The sequence below is a fragment of the Micromonospora sp. NPDC005979 genome, assembly GCF_040614415.1.
GTDB lineage: Bacteria > Actinomycetota > Actinomycetes > Mycobacteriales > Micromonosporaceae > Micromonospora.
Genome location: NZ_JBEXUR010000004.1, coordinates 82,821 through 104,281, shown reverse-complemented (window position 1 = coordinate 104,281; position 21,461 = coordinate 82,821). Strand labels below are relative to the sequence as shown.

Below are 21,461 nucleotides of genomic sequence, written 5' to 3'. Positions count from 1 at the left end.
CTCGCGCTCCAGATTCAGGACCATCCCTCGCCGAGCGGCAAGATCGCGCTCGATCATGGATCCAGTGGCATCCTCCCGACACCGAGGCCACTACATCCTGGATCGAGCACGATCTTGCGGCCCGCAGCACGGCCCGCAGCCGGCACGGGCAGCACAGGCAGCATCCGGCACAGGCAGCTTCCGACGGCGCGGCGGGGAGAAACATCGCGTGTACAACTTGCGCGAGAGTCTCACGCACGGGACTCTGTCGGTGGGTTGCCGCCCGCTCACCGCACGTGCCTCGGAGGCGACATGCACACGCTCCGTACCGCGTCCCGCCGGCTGCTGGCCGGTGCCGGCGCGCTCCTGCTCGGCACCTCCCTCGCTGCCGCGATCCCGGCGTCGGCCGACGCGGCCAGCGTCGGGTACGTCCGACTGGCCCACCTCTCCCCCGACACACCGGCGGTGGACGTCTACCTCGCCGCCCCCGACGCCGCGAAGCCGAGGGTCTTTCCCGGCGTCGGCTACGGCGTGGTCTCCGACTATCTCCAGTTGCCCCCGGGCCGGTACGCGGTGGCGATGCGCGAGGCCGGCACGCCCGCCAGCGATCCGCCGGTGCTCACCACCGAGGTCGCGGTGCGAAGTGGCGGCGCGTACACGGTGGCCGGTGTCGGGCGGCACGCCGACCTGGGGCTGCGGGTGCTCACCGACGACCTGAGCGCTCCCACGCAGGGCCGGGCCAAGGTACGCGTGGTGCAGGCGTCGGTGCGTACGCCCGTCCTCGACGTGGCCGCCCCCGACGGCCCGAGGATCGCCGACGGCGTGCAGTTCGCCACCACCACCGACTACCAACAGGTCGAGCCGGGCACCTGGAAGCTGCGGCTGACCGGCGCGGGCGGTCCGAGCACCGACACCGAGGTACGCCTCACCGGCGGCGCCGTCTACTCGCTGCTGGTCCTCGACGACCGGCAGGGTGGGCTCAGCGCCGAGCTGCGCCAGGACGCCGAGGGCGGCACCGTCGTACCGGCGGGTGGGGTGGAGACCGGCGCGGGTGGCACGGCCGGGCGCGGGCTCGGGGCGTACCCCCTGGTGGCCGGCGCGGTGGCCGCGGCGGCCGTGGCGGTGAGCCTCCTGCTCTGGCGTCGGCGGCGGCGCACCACCTGGTGAGCATCGGGCCCGCCATCCGACGGCACCGCGACCGTCGGGCGCCGCTGGCCGCGCTGGTCGCGGCCGGCGCGGCGGTCTGCCTGGCCGCCGGCAGCGGCGTCGGGCTCGCGACGACCGGCCCGCCCCCGGTCGCGAGCTGGCACCCCGGCTGCGCCGACGGCTGTGCGTCGGTGGCCGCGTCGCCGCGACCACAGGGTCCACCCACCCGGGTACGGGTGCCCCGCATCGGCGTCGACTCGGCGCTCACGGTGCTGGGCCTGGACCGCGCCGGGGCGCTCGTTCCGCCGGCCGACTTCGACACGGCCGGCTGGTACGGGGGCGGCCCCGCCCCCGGCGACACCGGTCCGGCCTTGCTCGCCGGACACCTGGACTCGCGGCGCGGCCCGGCGGTCTTCGCCCGGCTCGACGAGCTGCGCTCCGGTGACCGCGTCCAGGTGTGGCGCGACGGGCGGTGGCTGTCGTTCCGGGTGACCGGGTCGCTGCGCACCCGCAAGGACGAGTTTCCGACGGCCACGGTCTACGGCCCGACACCCGGACCGGAGCTGCGCCTCGTCACCTGCGGGGGTGACTTCGACCGGGAGCGTGGGCACTACCGGGACAACGTGGTGGTGTTCGCGATCCTCGACGCCCCCGGGCCAGTCCTGCCGACGTTTGCGGCGGGCTGAGGGTTTGATCGACTCGGGTTCCAGGAAATCGCGGCATCCGACGCAAGCGGACCCCGCGGTTTCCATGAACCCGAGTGGATCAACGGCGCGGCGGCGCGGGACGGTCAGAGCGGACGACGGCCGGCGAAGCCGCACTCGGCGCGGTGGTACCACCGCACGTCGGAGTCGCCCTCCAGCCAGCACCAGAGAACGGCGCGGCCCTCGCGCTCGCCCGGGAAGTCGAGCAGCACCGGCGCGATGCCCTTGACCTGGATCTCGTGCTGGTGCAGCTCGTCGACGACGGCGTGCAGCCGGGCCTCCAGCCCCTTGACCTCGGCCAGCCCGCCGAGCGCGCTGACGCCGTGGTCGGCCAGGTCGACGCGCAGCTCGGCCAGGTCGGCGCGGACACGGATCAGCTCGTCGACACGCGGCTGCAGGGTGGCCACCAGGTGCCGGGCCTGGGCGAGAGTGAACACGCCGCCAGTATGCGCCACGGCGGCCCCGTCGAGCTGCCCGTGGTTCGACCATCAGTTGGAAGGCGTATCGCCGACCGATCGACCATGATCACGTCCCAGTGATCGCGCCGACCGATGTCTGTCTTGCGCGCTCCGCAGGAGCCACCGCCCGGTCAACCGTCCTCGTGCCGCGCCGCGCCGCGCCGCGCCGCAGAAACTTACACGGGCTCCGCCGTTCCCCCATGGTTCAGGAGCGCTCGGGGCAGCCAGCCCTCAGCGTTCGTTAACGCTCAAATCTCGTCCCGACATGTAGATGCGGGCGTTACCCTCTGCGCGGGCTCGCTGGCTTACCACGGCCACTCCGGCGTCGCGCACTGCCGGCGCGAGCTGCTCGTCTAGGAGCCGCTTGAGCTCGTCCGCTAAGCCAGGGTCAGCGGCGAGCAACCGTCGCAGACGACCCCTCCACTCTCCGGCCAGCTCTTCCTCGACAATCGGACCATCTGACCGTCGGCCCGCCAGGAGCGCGGCACGGGCATCGTCGAGCTCGCCGGCTATCACCTCCACGCGCTGTGGGTGAGCAACGCCCCAGAGCGACACCATGGCCGACTTTGCCGTCTGCCATGCGTCGGTCGCCAGTAGCGTGACTACGGCGTTACCCGCAGTTGTTGCCAATTCGAGCAACTGCTCGTCCATTCACTTTCCCCAATCGTGTACGTCCGTCAACGCCGGGATCATTGCGCTTCAACGCATGCAAGCTCGGACGCCCCGACGGCTCTCGGCTGTCATCCGGCGCATCACCTCGACCGACCTGCCGTAAGGTTGCATCACTTCAAGAGCCTCGGCGGCCTGGCGGGCCGGCATCGCCTCCGCCACGACCGCCGCAAGGTCAAGCGAGATCCGCGACAGGACCCGCGATGCTTTCCGGATCGGCATCCGGCCAAAAGCGGTGCCGAGAAGATCCACCGGCAGGCTGCCCAACACATCACAGACGAGGGTGATGGGCAGATGGGTCACCGTCTCGACCACCATTTCGTCGGACATGGCGTCGAGGGCCCGCGAGACTGTCGCGGCCGGAAGCTCTGCCAGCACAGCCGCAGCGGTCTCGCCCGGCAACACCGCGGTCGCCTGAATCAGCGAACGCTTTGGCAGCCGGGTCACCATCTCCACAGCGCGTGCCACCGGTGATAGCGGTGCCACCTCTACAACCTGCGCCTCGCTCAGGAGCGACATCACTCGCTGGATCGGCAACGGCGCCAGGAGTTCAGCGCAGCGCCGACCCGGCAGCGCGGCCAGCAACGAACGCACCGTAGAGTCCGGCAGCACGGAAAAGATCGCGGCTGCGCGATCAGGGCGAAGTCGGCCGAGGACAGCAACGAGCATGCTGTTCGGCACCCTTGCCGTCAGGCCAACGAGTGCACCGACGTCGCCCACAGACTCCAGGATCTGGGCTGTATGGTGCGCCGGAAGTGCGGTCAGCATCGCGGCTGCGGTCTCATCGGGCACGGCCAGCAACAGATCCGCAGCCCGCGATACGGGCAGAATCGCCAACACAGCCGAGGAGTTAGCCGCCGGCAGAGCGGTGATCTGAGCCGCCGCCAGCCGCAACGGCATCGCCGTGACCAGCATCGCCAGGTGGGACTGGGAGATCTCGGCGAGCATGCCGCCGGCGTGCGTGGCGGGGATGCAGGCGAGCACAGACGCTCCGTGGTCGACGGACAATTTGAGAAGCCGCCTAGCGGAGAGCCGCTCGTCCATCAACACCAGCAGACGGGCGGCCCGGGCGGCCGGCAGCAACTCAAGGCGACGCACTGCCGCCGACTCATCCATCTCGGCGATGATCGCTGCCGCCTCGGCGTCGTCCATGGCCAGGAGCGCCTCTGCTGCTGCCTGAGCCGGCATTCCCATCAGCGCTTGCGCCTCGGTCCGATCTTTGCCGAAGGTGACGTAGGCATCACGGAACGCTTGCACCACCTGGGCAGAGCCGCTGGCTTCGACGCTCATCCGGACAGGGCCGCCAGACCTAAGACCCACGTCGTCCGCTAGCGGCTGGCCGGGGACCGCCGGCGGCGCGCCGTCAAGCCCTGGGCGGGGCAGCAGTGGACCATCCCCAACTTGGTTTGCCTGCTCTTCGCTCGTCACTGAGGTCTCCATTAGCTGGAAGATTCAGATTCAACGCCGCCATCGAAGCCATTCTCGGAGACACAATGCTGCGCCTGTGGCCGGCTTCTCTTGAGGTCGACTGAGGTTCGGCCTCCACAGAAGGTCGATTCATCATTTTGCCTGCTTGCACACACATGGGAGTCGCTCATGTCTGTCGGTGACGCGACACTTGGCCCGCGGGGCAGTCGGTGATGGCGAGACTGCCCAGATGGAGCGATGGGAGTACGGCAAGCTGCTCACGGTGTATCCGCAGTTTTTCGGCGGTGAGAGGAAGGATCCTGTGTGCGTTTTCCAGACCCGTTTGGGAGACCGTGTCTTACAGGGTTCTGGACTTGCCACGTTCGACGAGCTCGGCTCAGAAGGGTGGATCCTCGACCCACCTGGACCTCTTATGGCAAATCCGCCAGGCTGGCTGACGGAAATGGCGTACACCGCAGCAGATCGAGTGCGCAGCGCCCAGTGGACCGTCCAACACTCGCGTCGGCGGGTCGGCTAGTCAGACACGGACGGGCACGCGTTAGGACTTGAGGGTCGACTTCGTCGCTCGAGAACATCCTGCCCAAGCGCATGGGCCATTTCGTCGGGCATCGGGGCGAGCGAAAGCTCAACTACGCTCCGACTGGGCGGCCAGCTCGCGGGCGCGGTCCCGGGCCGCCTCCAGCGCGGCGAGCAGCGCCGCGCGGACGCCGTGCTTCTCCAGCTCACGGATCGCCGAGATGGTGGTGCCGGCGGGCGAGGTGACCGCCTCACGCAGCTTGACCGGGTGCTCGCCGGAGTCGCGCAGCATCACGGCGGACCCGATGGCGGTCTGCACGATCAGCTCGTGCGCCACCTGGCGCGGCAGACCGAGCAGGATCCCGGCGTCGATCATGGCTTCCACCAGCAGGTAGAAGTAGGCCGGGCCGGAGCCGGAGAGCGCGGTGACCGCGTCCTGCTGCGACTCGGGCACCCGGATGGTCTGACCGAGGGGCTTGAACATCTCCTCGGCCAGGCTCAGGTGCGCACCGGTGGCGTACTCCCCGGCGGAGATGGCCGTCATCGCCTCGTCGACCAACGCCGGGGTGTTGGTCATGACCCGGACCACGGGGGTGCCGTCGGGCAGCCGGCGGTTGAAGAAGCTGGTGGGCAGCCCGGCACAGAGCGAGATGACCAGCTTGTCGGCGGGCACCTTCGGGCCGATCTCGTCCAGCAGCGCGGCGGCGTCCTGGGGCTTGACCGAGACGGCCAGCACGTCGGCCTCTTCCACCGCGCTGAGGTTGTCCACCACCCGGACGCCGTAGCGGTCGGACAGCTCCTGCGCGCGGTCCGGTCGGCGCGCCGTGGCGAGCAGCCTCTCCACCGGCCATCCCGAGCGCAGCAGGCCGGAGAGCATCAACTCGCCGATCTTGCCCGCGCCGATCACCGCAACCGTGTGCCCGCCCACCATGCCTCCTCGTCGGTCGACTTGCTAACGGTCGACTGTTAGCAAGGGCCCCCTGCTATACGCCACGCGTTAAGAGGGGGCCCTTCCTTACACCTCAGCTGCCGAAGAAGACCTCGGCCTCCTGGTACCGCTCCAGCGGCACGGTCTTCAGCTCGCGGGTGGCCTCGGCGAGGGGCACCCGGACGATGTCGGTGCTCTGCATCGCGACCATCTTGCCCCAGTCGCCGTCGTTGGCGGCGTCGATGGCCTGCAGGCCGAGGCGGGTGGCGAGGACCCGGTCGAAGGCGGTCGGGGTGCCACCGCGCTGGATGTGACCCAGCACCACGGTGCGGGCCTCCTTGCCGGTCTTGGCCTCCAGCTGCTCGGCGAGCCACTGGCCGATGCCGCCGAGGCGGACGTGGCCGAACGCGTCCAGCTCCTGGTTGTGCAGCACCATCTGGCCGTCGAGCGGCTGGGCGCCCTCGGCGACCACGACGATCGGGGCGTACTGGTGCTGGAAGCGCTTCTCGACGTAGCCGGCGACCTGCTCGACGTCGAACTGCCGCTCGGGCAGCAGGATCACGTTCGCACCACCGGCCAGGCCGGCGTGCAGGGCGATCCAGCCGGCGTGCCGGCCCATGACCTCGACGACCAGGGTGCGGTGGTGGCTCTCCGCGGTCGTGTGCAGGCGGTCGATGGCCTCCATCGCGATGTTGACCGCGGTGTCGAAGCCGAAGGTGTAGTCGGTGGCGCCGAGGTCGTTGTCGATCGTCTTCGGCACACCGATGACATTCACGCCCAGCTCGTGCAGCTTGGTGGCCACGCCGAGGGTGTCCTCGCCGCCGATCGCGATCAGCGCGTCCACGCCCTGCTCGGCGAGGTTGTCCTTGATCCGCTCGACGCCGTTCTCGATCTTGAACGGGTTGGTGCGGGACGAGCCGAGGATGGTGCCGCCCCGGGGCAGGATGCCGCGCACGTCGGCGATGCCCAGCGGGCGGGACAGACCCTCCAGCGGGCCCTTCCAGCCGTCCCGGAAGCCCACGAACTCGTGACCGTAAGTGGCGACGCCCTTGCGGACCACCGCCCGGATGACCGCATTGAGACCCGGGCAGTCGCCGCCGCCGGTGAGCACGCCGATACGCATGATCCGCTCATCCTCCTGGAGCATCAGGTAAAGCCCGATATGCCCCAGGGTATGTGTCAGGTCAGACCATCGGCGCCGTTGCCGGCCCGGGGCGGGCCGTCACTGCGCACTGTAGTCGGCCTGCGCGCGCGACGACAGCGCGCCCCGGGAGCGGCGGCTCAGTAGGTCACCTCACGGTTCTCGCCGGGTGACGGCGGACGGCCGGTGACGGCGGCCTTGGCGAAGCCGAGCAGGTTGACCACGGTGCTGCTCGGCGAGTCCCAGTACTCGGCGGAGCTGGCGTGCACCTTGATCAGGGTCAGGCCGGGAGTGTCCAGCCCGTCCGGGAACCAGGTCCTGAGCAGCGGGTTCCAGAGCCGCTTCGCGCGCTCGGTGTCGGAACTCTCACTGGCGGTCCCCGAGACCGAGACCCAGGAGTTGTGCCTCTGGTCGGAGAAGGCGACGTTGACCTCCGGATTCACCCGGATCTGGCGCAGTTTGGCCGAGTCGGTGTAGGCGAAAAACCAGAGGTCCCCGTCGAACTCGGCCTCCTGCAGCCCCATCGGCCGGCTCACCTGCCGCCCGTCCAGCGCGATGGTGGTGAGCATGCAGATCCGTGCGGCGCGGATCAGTTCGGTGACCCGCGCCCGGGCGTCGGCGACGCTGGTCGGATCGTTGCTCATGGCAATCTCCCTCGGCTCGACTGACGAACCGTTGCCCGGGACAGAACCGGTCAAACCTACAGACGTACGACCATCGCTCAGCGCGCCGTCATCGCCCGCCACCGGGCCAGGTTGTGCCGGGCGTCGACCAGGGCGTCGTGCCGGGCCGCGTCCGCGTCCGGCAGGGTCGGCCGACCCCGGTCGTCCCAGAGCTGCCGCAGATCCTTCGTGAACCGGGGAATCTCCCGGGGCAGCGCCGGCATCGCCCCCCAGAGCTGGGCGAGGACCACATGGTCGTACGCCGCGTACCAGGCCCACAGCTCCAACTGCTCGGCCGGCCGGTCCCGGACGGGCTCCAGGAGGAAGTCGTACAGGTCGTCACGGATGCGCTCCCGCGAGCGCCAGGCCCGGTCGGCCGGCGACGGCAGCCGGTCCAGGACGTTCCGTCGGACCCAGGGCACGGCTCGGGAGTCGTCGAACTCGGTGGAGACCGCGTAGAACTCGCGGCCGTACTCGTCGACGACACCGATCGAGACGAGGTCGACGATCCGGCCGTCCTCGATGAACTCGCAGTCGTAGAAGTAGCGGTAGACCATTCCGGACATCCTCACCCACCGCCGTCCGCCGCCGCGCGGCGGGGCCGGGTGCGAGCCCGGCCGGTCCGCCGTGGGCCGGCGGCGACCCGGGCCGCCGACGCCGCTTCGGCGACGCCCCAGGGGGTACGCCGCAGCTCGCGACGGTCACGGAAGTGCTTCGAGGGGTGTACAGCAAGCGACCGGACCGTCATGATCTGATGTGTACCGCTACCGGATGCCGAACCGGTGTCAGTTCACCTCGTCAGGGCCATCAGGTTCACCCGGTGAGCGATTGTGTGGTCCATGACCGGGGAGGGGTTGGGCCGTGGAGATGCGCCTGCCGGAGCCGGGTGACGCGCTCACGGGTGTCGAGATGTTCGCTGGCCTGGAGCCCGAGGTGCGGCAGCGGGTCATCGCGGCCGCCGTTCCGCGCACCTACCGCAAGGGTCAGCTGCTGTTCGTCGAGAACGACCCGGGCGAGTCGCTCATCGTGCTGCGCCGGGGCGCGGTCGCCGTGTTCCGCACCGCGCCGACCGGCGAGCGGGCGGTGCTGTCGGTGATCCGTCCGCCGGACGTGCTGGGCGAGGTCTCCCTACTGGACGCCTCCACGCGCTCCGCGTCGGCCGAGGCCATCGAGGACTGCGCGGCGCTCGCGCTCTCCCGGGGCGCGTTCATGGAGCTGGTGCACTCCAACCCACGCATCCTGGACGCGGTGATGCGGTCGCTGGGCGGGCTGATCCGCCGGCTCACCGAGCAGAACGCCGACCACGTCTTCCTCGATCTGCCGGGTCGGGTCGCCAAGACGCTGGTCCGGCTGGCCGGCGAGAGCCAGGCACCGATGATCACGATCGAGTTGAACCAGAGCCAGTTGGCCGAGATGGCCGGTGGTTCCCGGCAGAGCGTCAACCAGGCGATCGGTTCCTTCGCCAGCCGCGGCTGGCTGCGGACCGAGGGGCGCCGGATCGTCGTCACGGACGTCGCCGCGCTGCGCCGCCGGGCGGGCATGAACGACCGCTGAGCTGCCCCACCGTCCCCGAACGCGGGGCGTACATCCGCAACGGCCGGGCCGCCCACGGGCGGCCCGGCCGTTGCGCTGTGTCACCGACGTGCGGTTCAGACTCCGGGGCTGCCCGGGCCGGCCCACTTGTTCGGGCCCTTGCTGTCGCCGCCCGAGCCGGTGGACTGCTCGCTGACGATCCCCTCGGCCTGCAGCGTGGCGAGCGTGGCGGCGTCGACGTCCACGGACTCGCCCGCCGAGTGACTGACGCCGTTGCCGTCGGTCCAGTCACTCTCCAGCTTGACGTACACCATTGACCTGTCCCCCTCTGGTCGCTGATCGAAGATGTGGCGGACTGAATGTAGTCGCTCAAGCCGTTGGTGGACTGTCCACAAACCAACAGGCCGGTACCCGACAGCCCTTCCGGCGGCGATACTCCTTGCGGGCGGCGGCGCTGGGGGCGTGGCCGGTATCGCCAGTGGAGGGTGTGTCATCGCCGCGCAGTGTGGGCGCTGTGGACGCACGGCCGCCGACGGTGACCGCTTCTGCGGTGGCTGCGGCGCCGAGCTGGGTGCTGTCTGCCCGCACTGCCTTCGTCCGCTCGCCTCGGACGTCGCGTTCTGCACCTCGTGCGGGTCGCCCCGGCCGGGCACGGACCGGACCGCCACGGTCACCCCGCAGGAGGACCGCCGGCGGGTAAGCGTGCTCTTCGTCGACCTCATCGACTTCACCCCGTACGTCGAGCGCGCCGATCCGGAGCAGGTCCGCGGCATGCAGACGGGCTTCTTCTCGGCAGCCCGTCGGGTGGTCGGCCAGTACGGCGGGGTGGTGGAGAAGTACATCGGTGACGCCGTGATGGCGCTCTTCGGCGCGCCGATCGCCACCGAGACCGACGCGCTGCGCTGCGTACGGGCGGGGTTGGAGCTGCAACGGGTGCTCACCCGGTTCGCGCCGACGGGCAGCACCGAGATGCGCTTCCGGGTGGGGGTGGCCACCGGTGAGGCCCTCGTCGACGTGGCCGCCGCCCGCGACGGTGGGCAGGCCATCGTGGCCGGTGACGTGGTGAACACGGCCTCGCGGATGCAGTCGGTCGCGCCGCCCGGCGGGGTGCTGGTCTGTGGCACCACGCACGCCCTGACCAAGGACGCGATCCGCTACGAGGAGCAGCCCCCGGTCACCCTGCGCGGGCGCTCCTCACCCACCGAGGTGTGGCTCGCCCTGTCCCCTCTGCGCCGTCAGCCCACCGATCGGGAGCCGGACACCACGCCCCTGGTGGACCGCGAGCACGAGCTGGGGATGCTGGTCAACGCCCTGCACCGGTCCCTGCGTGACCGGCTGCCCCAGGTGGTGACGATCTTCGGCCGGGCCGGCATCGGCAAGAGCCGGCTGCTGCGCGAGCTGTACCGGCACACCGGCCGGCTGGTGGACGAGCCGCTGACGTGGCGGACGGGACGCTGCCCGCCGTTCGGCGAGAACGTCACGTTCGCCGCGCTCGCCGACATCGTCAAGTCCGAGGCCGGCATCCTGGACACCGACCCGGCCGCCAGCGCGGCCCAGCGGCTGGGCACCGCCGTCGGAGAGCTGATCGGGCCGGGTGAGCGCGACCGGGTGGTCGACGCGCTGCGTCCGCTGGTCGGGCTGCCCGGCACGCCGCTGCCGGCCGAGGAGGCGGAGTCGGCGTGGCGGCGGTTCCTGCTGGCGTTGGCGGCCCGGCGCCCCACGGTGCTGGTCTTCGAGGACCTGCACTGGGCCGACGACGCGATGCTGCGCTTCGTGGAACTGCTCGGGGCGGCGGCCCGTGAGGTGCCCCTCCTGCTGCTGTGCACCGCCCGTCCGGAGCTGGTCGACCGGGACCCGAGCTGGGCCGGGACGATCACGGGTTCGGTGACCATCACCCTGCCGCCGCTGCGTGACACCGGCATCGCCGCCCTGTACGCGCATCTGTTCGGCCAGGCGGCGTTCTCCGCCGAGATGCTGACGCCGCTCATCGAGGTGGCCGGCGGCAACCCTCTCTACGCGCACGAGTACGTCCGGATGCTGATCGAGCAGGGCGCGCTGCGCCAGTCCGGGCGGGGCTGGTCGCTGGACAAGCAGCTCGAACTGACCATGCCGGAGAGCGTGCACTCGGTCATCGCCAACCGGGTGGACCTGCTGGACGCCAAGGACCGGGCGGTGCTCCTCGCCGCCTCGGTGGTCGGGGTGCAGTTCTGGCCGGGCGCGGTGGCCGCCGCGCTGGGGCAGCCGGTCGAGTCGGTCGAGCGCGCGTTGCGCCGCCTCGAACAGCGCGACTTCGTGCACGAGCAGGCCGCGTCGACGATGGCCGGGCAGGCCGAGTTCCGGTTCCGACACGTGCTGGTACGCGACGTCTGCTACCAGCGGCTGCCCCGCACCGAGCGGGTGGCACGGCACGAGCGGGCCGCGGACTGGCTCGACGCGCTGTCCCAGAGCCGGGACACCGACCTGGCCGAGGTCCTCGCCCACCACCGCTGGGCCGCCCACGAGATCGCGCGGTCCCTCGGCATGCAGATGCAGCGGTACGCGGGTCCCGCGCGACAGGCGCTGCACCGGGCGGCCCGCCGGGCGTACGCCCTGCACGGGCTGGAGGCGGCGGCGAGCCACGCCGGCCGGGCGCTCGGCCTGGCCGACGACAGCGACCCGGTGGGCCGGCTGCAACTGGAGCTGCTGAGCACGGAGATCTCGTTCTACCGGGACGGCAACGCGTTCCTCTCCGGCGGCGGGCCGGAGCAGGTGCACGCGCTGGCCGACCGGCTGGCGGCGCACGGCGACGACGCGTGCGCCGCGCGGGCGTGGACGCTGCTCGGCCAGGCGGCGTGGCTGCGCGCCGAGCGGGGTGAGGCGCTGGCCTGCCTGGATCGCGCGGTCCAACTGTTCGACCAGCTACCGGACAGCCCGCAGAAGGCCGACGCGTACGCCGAGCTGGGCCGCCTGCACATGCTCAACTACGAACGCGACCCGGCGGTGTCGGCGGCGGACACCGCGGCGGAGATCGCGGAGCGGCTGGGCCTGACCGAGACGCGGACCAACGCGCGGATCACCGCGGCCACCGCGCGCTACCAGGCCGGCGACCGGATCGGCCTGGACGAGTTGCACGCCATCGTCGAGTTCAGCCGGGCCGGTCAGCTGCTCGCGCTGCCCCGGGCGACGCAGAACCTGGCCTGGGCCATCCGCGAGGAGGGCGACTGGCTGCGCTCGGACGCCCTGCTCTCGGCTGCTCCGGCGCGTACGGCCAGCGGGCAGACGCTGACCACCAGCTATTCGGCCGAGGCGATGCGGGCCTGGTTCGAGGGTGACTTCGGCCGGCTGCTCGCCGCGGCGGAGGCGTTCGTGGACACGCCGACCGGTAGTTGGGACATGCAGGTGCGGGGGCTGCGGTGCTGCCTGCTCGTGCTGCGCGACGACGAGGACCCGGCCGACCTGGCGTACGCGCTGGCCACCGCCCGGCGCAGCGGCTTCCACCGGCTGCGCTGGACGATGCTGGGCATGGCCGCGCTGTGTCGGGCGTTGCAGGAGCGCCACGCCGAGGCGGCGGAGCTGATCGACGAGCTGGAACGGTCCTGGTCGGCGGTGCCGGCGCTGGCCAGCGGGGAGTGGATCGCCGCGGCCGCGTACGCCGGCGCCCTGGCCGGCCGGGATGCCGCGGTGCGGGTCCGGGCGATGCTGGACCGGGTCGGACATCGGACGCCGTGGTCGGAGGCGGCGTTGCGGACGGTGACGGCGGCGGTGGCGGCGGCCGACGGCGACCACCGGCGCGCGGCCGAGCTGCACCTGGCCGCCGCCGAGACGTACGGGCGGATTCCGGACGCGAGCGACCGGGTGCTGGCGCTGGCGCTGGCGGCCGCAGAGCTGACCCGGGCGGGTGACCCGGCCGGCGCCCGGGCGCCCCGCGCCGAGGTGCGCACCTTCGCGCTGCGCAACGACGCGCCGGGTCTGCTGGCGCTGACCGGGCGGCCGATCAGCCCGACCGGACCGGCGGTCGCCTGTTGAGACAGGGCCTACGCGGTGCGGGGCCCGAGGGTGTTGACGCGTCTGCTCGCCGCAATGGCTGGTTGATGCTCGATAGCCCATCTGGCTAGCCCCGCCAGCGGCTCCAACAGAGATCTGCCGAGGGGTGTGAGGCTGTACTGGACGCTCGGGGGGATCGTCGCGAAGACCTCTCGGTGGACCAGCCCGTCTTCCTCCAACCCGCGCAGCGTGCGGGTGAGCATGCGCTGACTGATCGTCTCGATGCCGCGATGGAGTTCGTTGAACCGATGCGGTCGCTGCCCGAGCAGGACCACCACGAGCACTGTCCACTTGTCTCCGACTCGGCGCAGGACGTCGGTCACCGGGCACTGATCGTGCTCGTCTCCGGGCACCGGGTTCGGCAACGCGGTGTCGAGTGGGGCAGGCACAGCGGTGTTCGCTGCTGACATGAAACTGCCTTCTTCCGCGATCCCAACGGGTTTCTGATGATGGAGGTACTTACCAAGAGTAACTAGGGAGAAGCGATGGTCACCCACCATCACGACGGCACCGGCCAGGATGAGGCAGAACGGGGCCGGACCGTTGTCGTCACCGGAGGCAGCGACGGCATGGGACGAGGCGTCGTGCTCGGCCGAGCAGCACACGGCGACCGGGTCCTCGCTATCGGGAGCAACCCGACCAAGGGCGCGTCCCTGCTCTCGGCGGCCACGGCGTCCGGGACGGGTGATCGAGTCGAGTTCCTGGCCGCCGACCTCAGCACGATCGCCGGCAACCAGGCGGTGATCGATCATGTCGCCGCCAACTACCGGACCATCGACGGCCTGGTGATGGCGGCGAACCGCCAGTCACCTCGGCGCGCTGATACCAGCGATGGATTCGAATCGACCTTCGCGCTCTACTACCTGAGCCGCTACCTACTGGGCCACGGCCTGATGCCCGCGCTGTCGGCAGCTTCGAAGCCGGTGATCGTCAACATCGCCGGTGTCGGACTCACCTCCGGAAAGATCAACTGGGACGATCTGCAACTGCGGACCCGATATCGCACCATCGCGGCGCAACTCCAGGCAGGACGTGCAAACGATCTCCTCGGAGTGGCGATGGCGGAACAGTTCGGCGAGCGGGTTCCCTACGTCCTCTACCACCCCGGGTTCACCCGTAGCGGCGACTCCGCGATGGAGGAGGTCAACCCGCTGACTCGTGCCGTCATCAAGACCGTCGCCTCGATTGCCGCCCGGTCCGTGGACCGGGCGATCGCACCGGTGCACGAATTTCTCGACTCACCACCCACGGTCCCGTTGACGGCAGTCGACCGCGGCAAGCCCGTTCCGCTTGACCTGAAGACCCTCGACCCCGCCGCGGCGCGACGCCTCGCCGCCATGACTGCACAGCTCCTGGCCAGCGCCGACCCGACGCCGGTCACGCCCAGGCATGCTCCGCCGCGATCACGGTCCGGAACAACCCCTACGACGACCACCGGCCGGACAGCGGTGCGGACGGCGAGCCGTCAGCCGCACGGTATCGGGCCGGTGTCACCTACCTCCGACCCTCGTACACCTAGGCGGCCACCGGCGTCTTGAGCTTCTGCGCGTAGATGTCGACGTACTCGCGGCCGGAGAGCTCCATCACCTCGTACATGATCTCGTCGGTGACCGCGCGCTCGACGAACCGGTCGCCGGCCATCCCGGCGTAACGGGAGAAGTCCAGCGGGGCGCCGAAGCGGACCCGCACCTGGCCGATCCGGGGCAGCAACCGGCCGGGCGGCTGGAGCTCGTCGGCGTTGAGCATCGCCACCGGGACCACCACCGCGCCGCTCTCCAGGGCCAGCCGGGCCACCCCGGTCTTGCCCCGGTAGAGCCGCCCGTCCGGGGAGCGGGTGCCCTCGGGGTAGATGCCGGCCACCCCTTGGGCGCGCAGCACCCGCAACTGGGTATCCAGTGCGGCGCGGGCGGCCAGGCCGCCGGAGCGGTCCACCGGGATGGTGCCGGTGCCGACGAAGAACATCTTCGTCAGCCAGCCCTTGATCCCCTTGCCGGTGAAGTACTCGGCCTTGGCCACGAAGGTGACCCTCCGCGAGACGATCAACGGGATGAAGATCGAGTCAAAGAAGGAGAGGTGATTGCTGGCCAGGATCACCGGGCCGGTCGCCGGCACGTGGCGCAGCCCCTCCACCTGCGGGCGGAAGATCAGCTTGAGCAGCGGACCGAGGATCACGTGCTTCAACAGCCAGTAGAGCACCGGCGTCCTTTCGAGGGGGGCCGCAACAGCGCCGGCCGTCATTCCCGACGAGCCTACGAAGCGAGCGCTCCCACCACAACGGACGGACGCTCTGGCTGTCGCCATGGCACCCGGAGACCACCCGGCTGGCCGGCGTGCGCAATATCAGGGTTCTTGCTGCTTCCCACCCGCCGGTGGCAGCAACAACAGGGAAACTGCTCGGATCTTGGCAGGCGACGCGCGGTCACTGCCGCCTCGGCGCAATCGCCGCAGCTCACCACCCCGTCGCCCGCTCCGGACGATCACCGAGATCGCACGTCTCGCGCAAGAACGGACAAAGGACCCCCGCCGCGACCTGCGACGGCAGCCCCGACTTTCCAAGACGCGACACAACGCACTCCCGGAACCGGCCCCTGACGTGTCACGATTCAGAGCACGGCGTGCGCACGGGCGTCGAGGGGGCGCAGGTGGCCGCGCCGCAGGGCGCGTTGAGGAGGATGGCCGGGTGTCAGCGGGTGGGGCCCGCCGGGGACGGCGGGACAACGGGCTCGACGCAAGCGAGTACGCCGTCGTCGGCGATGTCGATCCGCGCGTCGGCGAGCACCTGCTCGACGTGCTGGCCGCCGGCGGGATCGCCGCCTACCTGCAACCGTCGGCCGACCTCAACCCGGTCACCCGTACCACCACCGTCCCGGCCCGCCCGGTCGACCGGCTCTACGTCGACCGTTCGCACCTGCGGACCGCCCGCGACTACCTGACGCAGCTCGCCGACGAGAGCGCCCCGGAGCAGCCCCCGGCCCGCGACGAGCCGGACATCGACGCGGAGTGGGCCCGGATCGTGGCCGGTTTCCACAGCACTCCCTCGACCACCGACGAGCGGCCCTGGCCGGCCTCGGAGGACGTGGACGACCGTGACGACCGGGACACCCGGGACGAGCCGACGGCCGGTCCGCTCGCCCGCTCCGGCGTCGACGAGGCCGGGCCCACCGCGACCGACGTCCGTCGGTTGCCGTCGGCGACCGACTTCTCCGGGATCTCGGTCGGCCGGAACAGCCGGGACGACGAGCCCTCACTGCTGGACGGTCTGGACACCTTCGGCGCCGACCTGCCGGACGACGACGAGGACACCTACCACCCGCCCCCGCCGCCGCCGCTGCCCCGCGTCTCCAAGTACGCGGTGGTCGGCGCGCTCGCCGTGGTCGTCGGGTTCGTGCTCTTCCTCTTCCCGTCGCTACTCCCGATCGACCGCTCGGCGGTCACCCTGTTCGGCTTCACGGGCATCCTGGCCGGTTTCGTAACGCTGATCTGGCGGCTGCGCCCCGGTGACGAGGAGGACGACGACCCGGACAACGGCGCCGTCGTCTGACCCAGCCCGCATCGCGGGACGCGACCGCCCTCACTCGGGGCGTAACAGTGGTGTAACTTACTGTCAGTAGGAATACCGCTGTACGTCACTTCCCCCGCTGACTGACCGGTTTTCCCTTTCTCGTGGCGGTCAGTCCTCTGCTGATCGGAATGCCCGAGATGCGACAGAGTTCCCTCGTGGTGGTGGCCAACCGCCTCCCCATCGACGACAGCCAGGCCCCGGACGGCGCCTGCGAGTGGCGACGCAGCCCCGGAGGGCTGGTCAGCGCGCTGCACCCGCTGCTGCGGCACAGCCCGGCGATCTGGGTCGGCTGGGCCGGCGGCACCGGCCCGGCGCCCGCCCTGCCGGACGTGGACGGCGTCCACATGCACACCGTCGCTCTCAGCCACGAGGACCTGCGCGATCACTACGAGGGCTTCGCCAACGCGACCCTCTGGCCGCTCTACCACGACGCCGTCGAGCAACCCGAGCACCACCGACGCTGGTGGGAGGCGTACCAGCGGGTCAACCAACGGTTCGCGGAGGCGACCGCCGAGGTGGCCGAGCCGGGTGGCGTGGTCTGGATACAGGACTACCACCTGCAACTCGTACCCGGGCTGCTGCGCGCGCTCCGCCCCGACCTGCGCATCGGCTTCTTCCTGCACGTGCCGTTCCCGCCGCCGGAGCTGTTCATGCAGTTGCCGCGCCGCGCCGAGCTGCTGCGCGGCATGCTCGGGGCCGACCTGGTGGGCTTCCAGCGCGCCCAGGCGGCACACAACTTCGCCCAGCTGGTGACCCGGGTGCTGGAGCTGCCGGCCACCGACCGTCGGATCGGGATCGACGACCGGGTGGTCCGCATCGGCGCGTTCCCCGTCTCGATCGACACCGCCGAGATGGCCGCCCTCGCCGCCCGCCCCGACGTGGCCGCCCGCGCCCGCCGCCTCCGCCAGGACCTCGGCGACCCTCGGCAGGTCATCCTCAGCGTGGACCGGATGGACTACACCAAGGGCATCGAGCAGCGACTCAAGGCGTACAGCGAGCTGCTGGCCAGCGGCGACGTCAAGGTCCGCGACACGGTGCTCGTCCAGGTCGCCATGCCGAGCCGGGAACGCGTCGGTCAGTACCAGATCCTGCGCGAACGCATCGAGCGCGAGGTGGGCCGGATCAACGGCGAGTTCGGGCGGGTCGGCGAACCGGCCATCCACTACCTCACCCAGCCCTTCGACCGGGCCGAGCTGGCGGCGCTCTACCGGGTCGCCGACGTGATGGCGGTGACCCCGCTGCGCGACGGGATGAATCTGGTCGCCAAGGAGTACGTCGCCGCGCGGGTGGACGACACCGGAGCGTTGCTGCTCAGCGAGTTCGCCGGCACCGCCGCCGAGCTGTCCCAGGCGTACCAGGTGAACCCGCACGACCTGGAGGGGCTCAAGCAGGCGCTGCGCACGGCGCTGCGGGCCGACCCCGCCGACGTCACCGACCGCATGCGGGCGATGCGCGCCCACCTGCACGAACACGACATCCGGGCCTGGGCCCGCTCCTACCTGAGCGCCCTCGACGAGACGGGCGCGTTGGTCAGCCGCCTCACCAGCACCGACGGCGCCGCCCGGGTGCCACAGCCGGCGACCCGGGCGACCCAGCACGCCAGCGGCTGACCGGGGCGCTTGATCACCGGCCGGCGGGCTCCTTCTCCAACCAGTCCAGGATCGCGTCGATCGGCTCGACCCAGCGCGCGTCGAGCATCAGGTCGTGCCCCATACCGGGGAACAGCAGCGGCGCCGACCCGTACCGGCGGGCGACCCGCGTCAACGTCGACGCCGGCACCACCCGGTCGTCCGGGCTGCCCAGCACCAGGACCGGGGGCTCGCCCACGGCCGCCTCGGCCTGCGGCTCGCCCAGCAGCGCCCACTGCGCGCGCCGACCGGCCCGGCCCAGTCGCGCCACGTACCGTCGGGCGTCCTCGTCGGGCAACTCCCGGCTGAACAGCTGCGCGCGGCTGAGCCGCAGCGGTCCGCCGAACACCGCCGGCAGCGTCCCCGCCGGGTTGCGGCGCACCGCCGTACCGAGGATGCCCCAGCCGCCGAAGACCGGCGCCACCAGCACCGCGCCGCGCGCCGGGTAGCGCGCCATCGCGTGGGCCACCACGAGCGCCCCGGCGCCGTGCCCCACCAGGACCGCCTGGCGCGGCAGGCTCGCGGCCACCTGGGTCACATCATGGGTGTACGCGCGCAGCGTCGCCTCCGGCGCCGCTGCGCTGCCGCCGTGCCCCCGCAGGCTCAGCGCGTACGCCGGGAAGCCCCGCGACGCGGCATGGCCCAGCCAGTGCTCGGCGAACGCCCACGCGCCGTGCCCGAACCCGGGTACGAACAGCAGCGGCGGACGCCCCTGTTCCAACTCGGGCACGGCGCTGAGCACCTCACGGCGCGCCGGCCGGACCGGACGAGCCCACTCCCGGCCCCGCATGATCCGCAGCTCGGTCACTGATCCAGCCTTTCGTTCGCGACTGCGGGGCTCGCAAGCTCACTCCTCGCGCTCACTTGCCCTCCAGGTCGTGCAGGGCGCGCTGGACGGCGCGCAGGTAGTCGGCGTGCCCGACCTCGAACCAGTGCCGGCTGCTGTCCTTGACCTGACCCGCGTAGCGCTCCCCGGCCCGGTCCCGGACCCGCTGCGCGAACGCGGCGGCCCGCTCGGGTCGGTCCCGGCGGGCCCGCAGCAGCCGCGCGAAGAGCACCGTCTGCCAGTGCGACAGGGTGAACAGACCGGAGTCCGGCTGCACCAGACCGGCGACGGCCAGCGTGGGGTGCCCCGGCGTGAAGGCGTTGAGCCAGAGCGTGGGACGGCCGGTGCCGGCGCTGTCGCCGAACACCGACGCGTCGAGGAACTCGAAGCGCGGCAGGTAGCCGGTGGCGAAGATGACCAGCTCGGGGTCGATCTCGCGGCCGTCGGCCAGCTCCACGGCGTACGGCTGGAACCGGGCGATGTCGGGCACCGGGCCGATCCCGCCGTGGCCCACGTAGTAGACGAGCTGGCTGTTGGCGATCGGGTGCGTCTCGTAGACCCGGTGGTCGGGCTTGGGCAGCCCGAAGCGGGTCAGGTTGCCGACGGTCAGCCGCATCGTCCAGTGGTAGAGCCACTGGCGGACCCGCAGCGGCACCCGCAGTGACAGCAGCGCGTCGTTGATCTGGTCGGCCGGACGGCCCAGCACGTACTTCGGGGCGTACCAGTAGCCGCGCCGGGTGGAGTGCCAGCAACGCGACGCCTGCTGGGCGGCCTCGACGGCGATGTCACAGCCGGTGTTGCCGGCACCGACCACGAGCACCCGCTTGCCGCGCAACTGCGCCGGGTCCTTGTAGGACGACGCGTGCATGATCTCGCCGCGGAACTCCTCCAGGCCCTCGTAGCGGGGCAGCTTCGGTGACCAGTTGTGCCCGTTGGCGATCACCACGGCGGCGTAGCGGGAGGTGCGCTCCGGGCCGTACCCGCCGGTGGAGCGGGTCGTCACGTCCCACCGCTCCCCCGGCGCGGGCTCGACCCGGACGACCTCGGTGCCGAACCAGATGTGCGAGCGCAGGTCGAAGTGGTCGGCGTACCGCTCGAAGTACGACAGGAGCTGGCCGTGGTGGGGGTAGTCCGGCCAGGAGTCCGGCATCGGGAAGTCGGGGAACTGGGTGAACGGCTTCGACGAGATCAGGTGGGTGCTGGCGTAGACCGGGCTGCGGTCGTGCCGCCAGTTCCAGGCCCCGCCGACGCCGGTCTCGCGTTCGTAGCAGTCCACCCCGAACCCGTGCTCGCGCAGGTTCTTGATGGCCGTCAGCCCGCTGGCCCCGGCGCCGATGACGCAGACCGTGTCGCCCCGGTCGGAGAGCGAGCGGCCGTCGCGGCTCTGCGCGGGTGGGATCGCATCCGGGTCGGGCCGGCCCTGGTCGGTGGAGGTGGACACCGGGACATCTCCTTTTGTGCGGCACGGGTGCCGGTTCGCCGCGAAATCCTCTCCACATCGGAGCCGGATGTCCAGCCCCGGCGCGGACCGATCGGCGGTCTCGACCGGTGGGGGTCAGGCCGTGGTGGGCAGCAGCAGGTCGACGAGCACCGGGAAGTGGTCACTGGCCCGGCGGGTCTGCGCAGTGTCCACCACGTCGTAGTCGACCACGGTGATCCTGGGGTCGACGAAGAGCGCGTCGATGCGCCGGCGAGGGTCGGCGCACGAGTAGGTGAGCCGTTCCGCCCGGTCGGCCGCGACCGCCGCGTCGGTCAGGCCCCGCGACACCGTCGCCCAGGCCGGCCCGTCCGGGCCCTCGTTCAGGTCGGCGCCCGCCACCACCGGAGCATTCGCGGCGTCGAGGCCGCGTCGGAACTCGGCGGCCTGCGCGGGCCGTTCCGCCGGGTCGGTGGACAGGTGCGAGCCGGCGAGGGTGAAGCGGGCGTCGCCGACCCGGCAGTCGGCGTACGCCGCGCCGCGCAGGTGCCGGCCCGGGGTCAGCGGGAACCGCTGGCACCGGGCGCCGCGCACCTGCACCCGCAGGCTGGTCAGCAGCAGGTTGCCCAGGGCGGGCAGCCCTCCGGCGGCCACCACCAGGCCGAACGACTCGGCCAGCGTGGCCGACTTCTGCCGCCACCGGAACCGGCGCGGACCCTCCTGCACGATCACGACGTCCGGCTTCGCGGCCCGGACGACCGCCGCCAGCGCGGCGGTGTCGTCGCGCTGGCTGTGGATGTTGTACGACACCACGCGCAGCGGTACGCCCATCTCCTGGCCG

At 71.4% G+C, this 21,461-nt stretch carries 21 protein-coding genes; 7 read left to right on the top strand and 14 right to left on the bottom strand.

Annotation, left to right across the window (positions count from 1 at the left end):
• The first annotated feature begins 291 nt into the window (after window positions 1–291).
• On the top strand, window positions 292–1,146 hold the full coding sequence (locus ABZ272_RS09390; protein WP_355049424.1) for a DUF4397 domain-containing protein: 855 nt from the start codon (window positions 292–294) through the stop codon (window positions 1,144–1,146).
• Window positions 1,143–1,811, top strand: coding sequence for a class F sortase (locus ABZ272_RS09385; RefSeq protein ID WP_355049423.1), 669 nt, complete (start codon window positions 1,143–1,145; stop codon window positions 1,809–1,811). Before ABZ272_RS09390 ends, ABZ272_RS09385 begins: the two co-directional genes overlap by 4 nt.
• Before the next feature lie 104 nt (window positions 1,812–1,915).
• On the opposite strand, the gene ABZ272_RS09380 is transcribed toward ABZ272_RS09385, so the two are convergent.
• The 8 genes from ABZ272_RS09380 to ABZ272_RS09345 all read right to left on the bottom strand — a co-directional run bounded on the left by ABZ272_RS09380 (window position 1,916) and on the right by ABZ272_RS09345 (window position 8,379).
• Window positions 1,916–2,266, bottom strand: a complete 351-nt coding sequence (locus tag ABZ272_RS09380) for a DUF2203 domain-containing protein (protein ID WP_355049422.1) — start codon at window positions 2,264–2,266, stop codon at window positions 1,916–1,918.
• A gap of 252 nt (window positions 2,267–2,518) precedes the next feature.
• A complete protein-coding gene (locus ABZ272_RS09375) occupies window positions 2,519–2,938 on the bottom strand; it encodes a hypothetical protein (protein WP_355049421.1) in 420 nt (139 codons plus the stop codon).
• Window positions 2,939–2,986: 48 nt separating this feature from the next.
• Window positions 2,987–4,246, bottom strand: a complete 1,260-nt coding sequence (locus tag ABZ272_RS09370; RefSeq protein ID WP_355049420.1) for a hypothetical protein — start codon at window positions 4,244–4,246, stop codon at window positions 2,987–2,989.
• Between the two features lie 763 nt (window positions 4,247–5,009).
• Entirely contained in the window at window positions 5,010–5,828 is an 819-nt protein-coding gene (gene proC / locus ABZ272_RS09365) for a pyrroline-5-carboxylate reductase (RefSeq protein ID WP_355049419.1), read from the bottom strand.
• Between the two features lie 94 nt (window positions 5,829–5,922).
• Window positions 5,923–6,951: a 6-phosphofructokinase gene (locus ABZ272_RS09360; RefSeq protein ID WP_355049614.1), complete on the bottom strand. Its 1,029-nt coding sequence runs from the start codon at window positions 6,949–6,951 to the stop codon at window positions 5,923–5,925.
• A gap of 158 nt (window positions 6,952–7,109) precedes the next feature.
• Window positions 7,110–7,613 (bottom strand): pyridoxamine 5'-phosphate oxidase family protein, encoded by a 504-nt coding sequence (locus ABZ272_RS09355; protein WP_355049418.1) that lies wholly within the window; start codon window positions 7,611–7,613, stop codon window positions 7,110–7,112.
• 77 nt (window positions 7,614–7,690) lie between these two features.
• A complete protein-coding gene (locus ABZ272_RS09350; RefSeq protein ID WP_355049613.1) occupies window positions 7,691–8,188 on the bottom strand; it encodes a polyadenylate-specific 3'-exoribonuclease AS in 498 nt (165 codons plus the stop codon).
• Window positions 8,189–8,199: 11 nt separating this feature from the next.
• A complete protein-coding gene (locus ABZ272_RS09345; RefSeq protein ID WP_355049417.1) occupies window positions 8,200–8,379 on the bottom strand; it encodes a hypothetical protein in 180 nt (59 codons plus the stop codon).
• A 113-nt stretch (window positions 8,380–8,492) separates the two neighbouring features.
• Between ABZ272_RS09345 and ABZ272_RS09340 the strand changes: the two genes are divergently transcribed.
• Window positions 8,493–9,185, top strand: a complete 693-nt coding sequence (locus ABZ272_RS09340; protein WP_007463121.1) for a Crp/Fnr family transcriptional regulator — start codon at window positions 8,493–8,495, stop codon at window positions 9,183–9,185.
• Window positions 9,186–9,280: 95 nt separating this feature from the next.
• Here the strand turns inward: ABZ272_RS09340 and ABZ272_RS09335 are convergent, their stop codons facing one another.
• Entirely contained in the window at window positions 9,281–9,478 is a 198-nt protein-coding gene (locus tag ABZ272_RS09335; RefSeq protein WP_355049416.1) for a hypothetical protein, read from the bottom strand.
• Between the two features lie 148 nt (window positions 9,479–9,626).
• Between ABZ272_RS09335 and ABZ272_RS09330 the strand changes: the two genes are divergently transcribed.
• Window positions 9,627–13,169: an adenylate/guanylate cyclase domain-containing protein gene (locus tag ABZ272_RS09330; RefSeq protein WP_355049415.1), complete on the top strand. Its 3,543-nt coding sequence runs from the start codon at window positions 9,627–9,629 to the stop codon at window positions 13,167–13,169.
• A gap of 8 nt (window positions 13,170–13,177) precedes the next feature.
• Here the strand turns inward: ABZ272_RS09330 and ABZ272_RS09325 are convergent, their stop codons facing one another.
• Window positions 13,178–13,597, bottom strand: a complete 420-nt coding sequence (locus ABZ272_RS09325) for a helix-turn-helix domain-containing protein (RefSeq protein WP_355049414.1) — start codon at window positions 13,595–13,597, stop codon at window positions 13,178–13,180.
• Between the two features lie 75 nt (window positions 13,598–13,672).
• Here ABZ272_RS09325 and ABZ272_RS09320 point away from each other — a divergent pair, with 75 nt between their 5' ends.
• Window positions 13,673–14,725 carry an SDR family NAD(P)-dependent oxidoreductase gene (locus ABZ272_RS09320; RefSeq protein ID WP_355049413.1) on the top strand — a complete coding sequence of 351 codons (1,053 nt, stop codon included), beginning with the start codon at window positions 13,673–13,675 and terminating at the stop codon, window positions 14,723–14,725.
• Here the strand turns inward: ABZ272_RS09320 and ABZ272_RS09315 are convergent.
• Window positions 14,703–15,383 carry a lysophospholipid acyltransferase family protein gene (locus ABZ272_RS09315; RefSeq protein ID WP_355049412.1) on the bottom strand — a complete coding sequence of 227 codons (681 nt, stop codon included), beginning with the start codon at window positions 15,381–15,383 and terminating at the stop codon, window positions 14,703–14,705. The two genes, ABZ272_RS09320 and ABZ272_RS09315, sit on opposite strands and share 23 nt — an antisense overlap.
• A 484-nt stretch (window positions 15,384–15,867) precedes the next feature.
• Between ABZ272_RS09315 and ABZ272_RS09310 the strand changes: the two genes are divergently transcribed.
• Window positions 15,868–16,728: a DUF308 domain-containing protein gene (locus ABZ272_RS09310; protein WP_355049411.1), complete on the top strand. Its 861-nt coding sequence runs from the start codon at window positions 15,868–15,870 to the stop codon at window positions 16,726–16,728.
• A 158-nt stretch (window positions 16,729–16,886) separates the two neighbouring features.
• Window positions 16,887–18,359 (top strand): trehalose-6-phosphate synthase, encoded by a 1,473-nt coding sequence (locus tag ABZ272_RS09305; RefSeq protein ID WP_355049410.1) that lies wholly within the window; start codon window positions 16,887–16,889, stop codon window positions 18,357–18,359.
• A 13-nt stretch (window positions 18,360–18,372) separates the two neighbouring features.
• Here ABZ272_RS09305 and ABZ272_RS09300 read toward each other — a convergent pair whose 3' ends face one another.
• The 3 genes from ABZ272_RS09300 to ABZ272_RS09290 form a co-directional block, all read right to left on the bottom strand.
• Window positions 18,373–19,167: an alpha/beta fold hydrolase gene (locus ABZ272_RS09300; protein ID WP_355049612.1), complete on the bottom strand. Its 795-nt coding sequence runs from the start codon at window positions 19,165–19,167 to the stop codon at window positions 18,373–18,375.
• A 70-nt stretch (window positions 19,168–19,237) separates the two neighbouring features.
• Complete coding sequence (locus ABZ272_RS09295) at window positions 19,238–20,644, bottom strand: NAD(P)-binding domain-containing protein (RefSeq protein ID WP_355049409.1); 1,407 nt, start codon at window positions 20,642–20,644, stop codon at window positions 19,238–19,240.
• A 114-nt stretch (window positions 20,645–20,758) separates the two neighbouring features.
• Complete coding sequence (locus ABZ272_RS09290) at window positions 20,759–21,451, bottom strand: endonuclease/exonuclease/phosphatase family protein (protein ID WP_355049408.1); 693 nt, start codon at window positions 21,449–21,451, stop codon at window positions 20,759–20,761.
• Window positions 21,452–21,461 lie beyond the last annotated feature (10 nt).

What these genes read in the sequence shown, in the direction of transcription:
- ABZ272_RS09390 (WP_355049424.1), top strand. Translation starts at nt 292, where the DNA reads ATGCACACGCTCCGTACCGCGTCCCGCCGGCTGCTGGCCGGTGCCGGC.
- ABZ272_RS09375 (WP_355049421.1), bottom strand. Translation starts at nt 2,938, where the DNA reads ATGGACGAGCAGTTGCTCGAATTGGCAACAACTGCGGGTAACGCCGTA.
- ABZ272_RS09370 (WP_355049420.1), bottom strand. Translation starts at nt 4,246, where the DNA reads ATGAGCGTCGAAGCCAGCGGCTCTGCCCAGGTGGTGCAAGCGTTCCGT.
- ABZ272_RS09360 (WP_355049614.1), bottom strand. Translation starts at nt 6,951, where the DNA reads ATGCGTATCGGCGTGCTCACCGGCGGCGGCGACTGCCCGGGTCTCAAT.
- ABZ272_RS09355 (WP_355049418.1), bottom strand. Translation starts at nt 7,613, where the DNA reads ATGAGCAACGATCCGACCAGCGTCGCCGACGCCCGGGCGCGGGTCACC.
- ABZ272_RS09350 (WP_355049613.1), bottom strand. Translation starts at nt 8,188, where the DNA reads ATGGTCTACCGCTACTTCTACGACTGCGAGTTCATCGAGGACGGCCGG.
- ABZ272_RS09345 (WP_355049417.1), bottom strand. Translation starts at nt 8,379, where the DNA reads ATGACGGTCCGGTCGCTTGCTGTACACCCCTCGAAGCACTTCCGTGAC.
- ABZ272_RS09335 (WP_355049416.1), bottom strand. Translation starts at nt 9,478, where the DNA reads ATGGTGTACGTCAAGCTGGAGAGTGACTGGACCGACGGCAACGGCGTC.
- ABZ272_RS09325 (WP_355049414.1), bottom strand. Translation starts at nt 13,597, where the DNA reads ATGTCAGCAGCGAACACCGCTGTGCCTGCCCCACTCGACACCGCGTTG.
- ABZ272_RS09320 (WP_355049413.1), top strand. Translation starts at nt 13,673, where the DNA reads ATGGTCACCCACCATCACGACGGCACCGGCCAGGATGAGGCAGAACGG.
- ABZ272_RS09305 (WP_355049410.1), top strand. Translation starts at nt 16,887, where the DNA reads ATGCGACAGAGTTCCCTCGTGGTGGTGGCCAACCGCCTCCCCATCGAC.
- ABZ272_RS09300 (WP_355049612.1), bottom strand. Translation starts at nt 19,167, where the DNA reads ATGCGGGGCCGGGAGTGGGCTCGTCCGGTCCGGCCGGCGCGCCGTGAG.
- ABZ272_RS09290 (WP_355049408.1), bottom strand. Translation starts at nt 21,451, where the DNA reads ATGGGCGTACCGCTGCGCGTGGTGTCGTACAACATCCACAGCCAGCGC.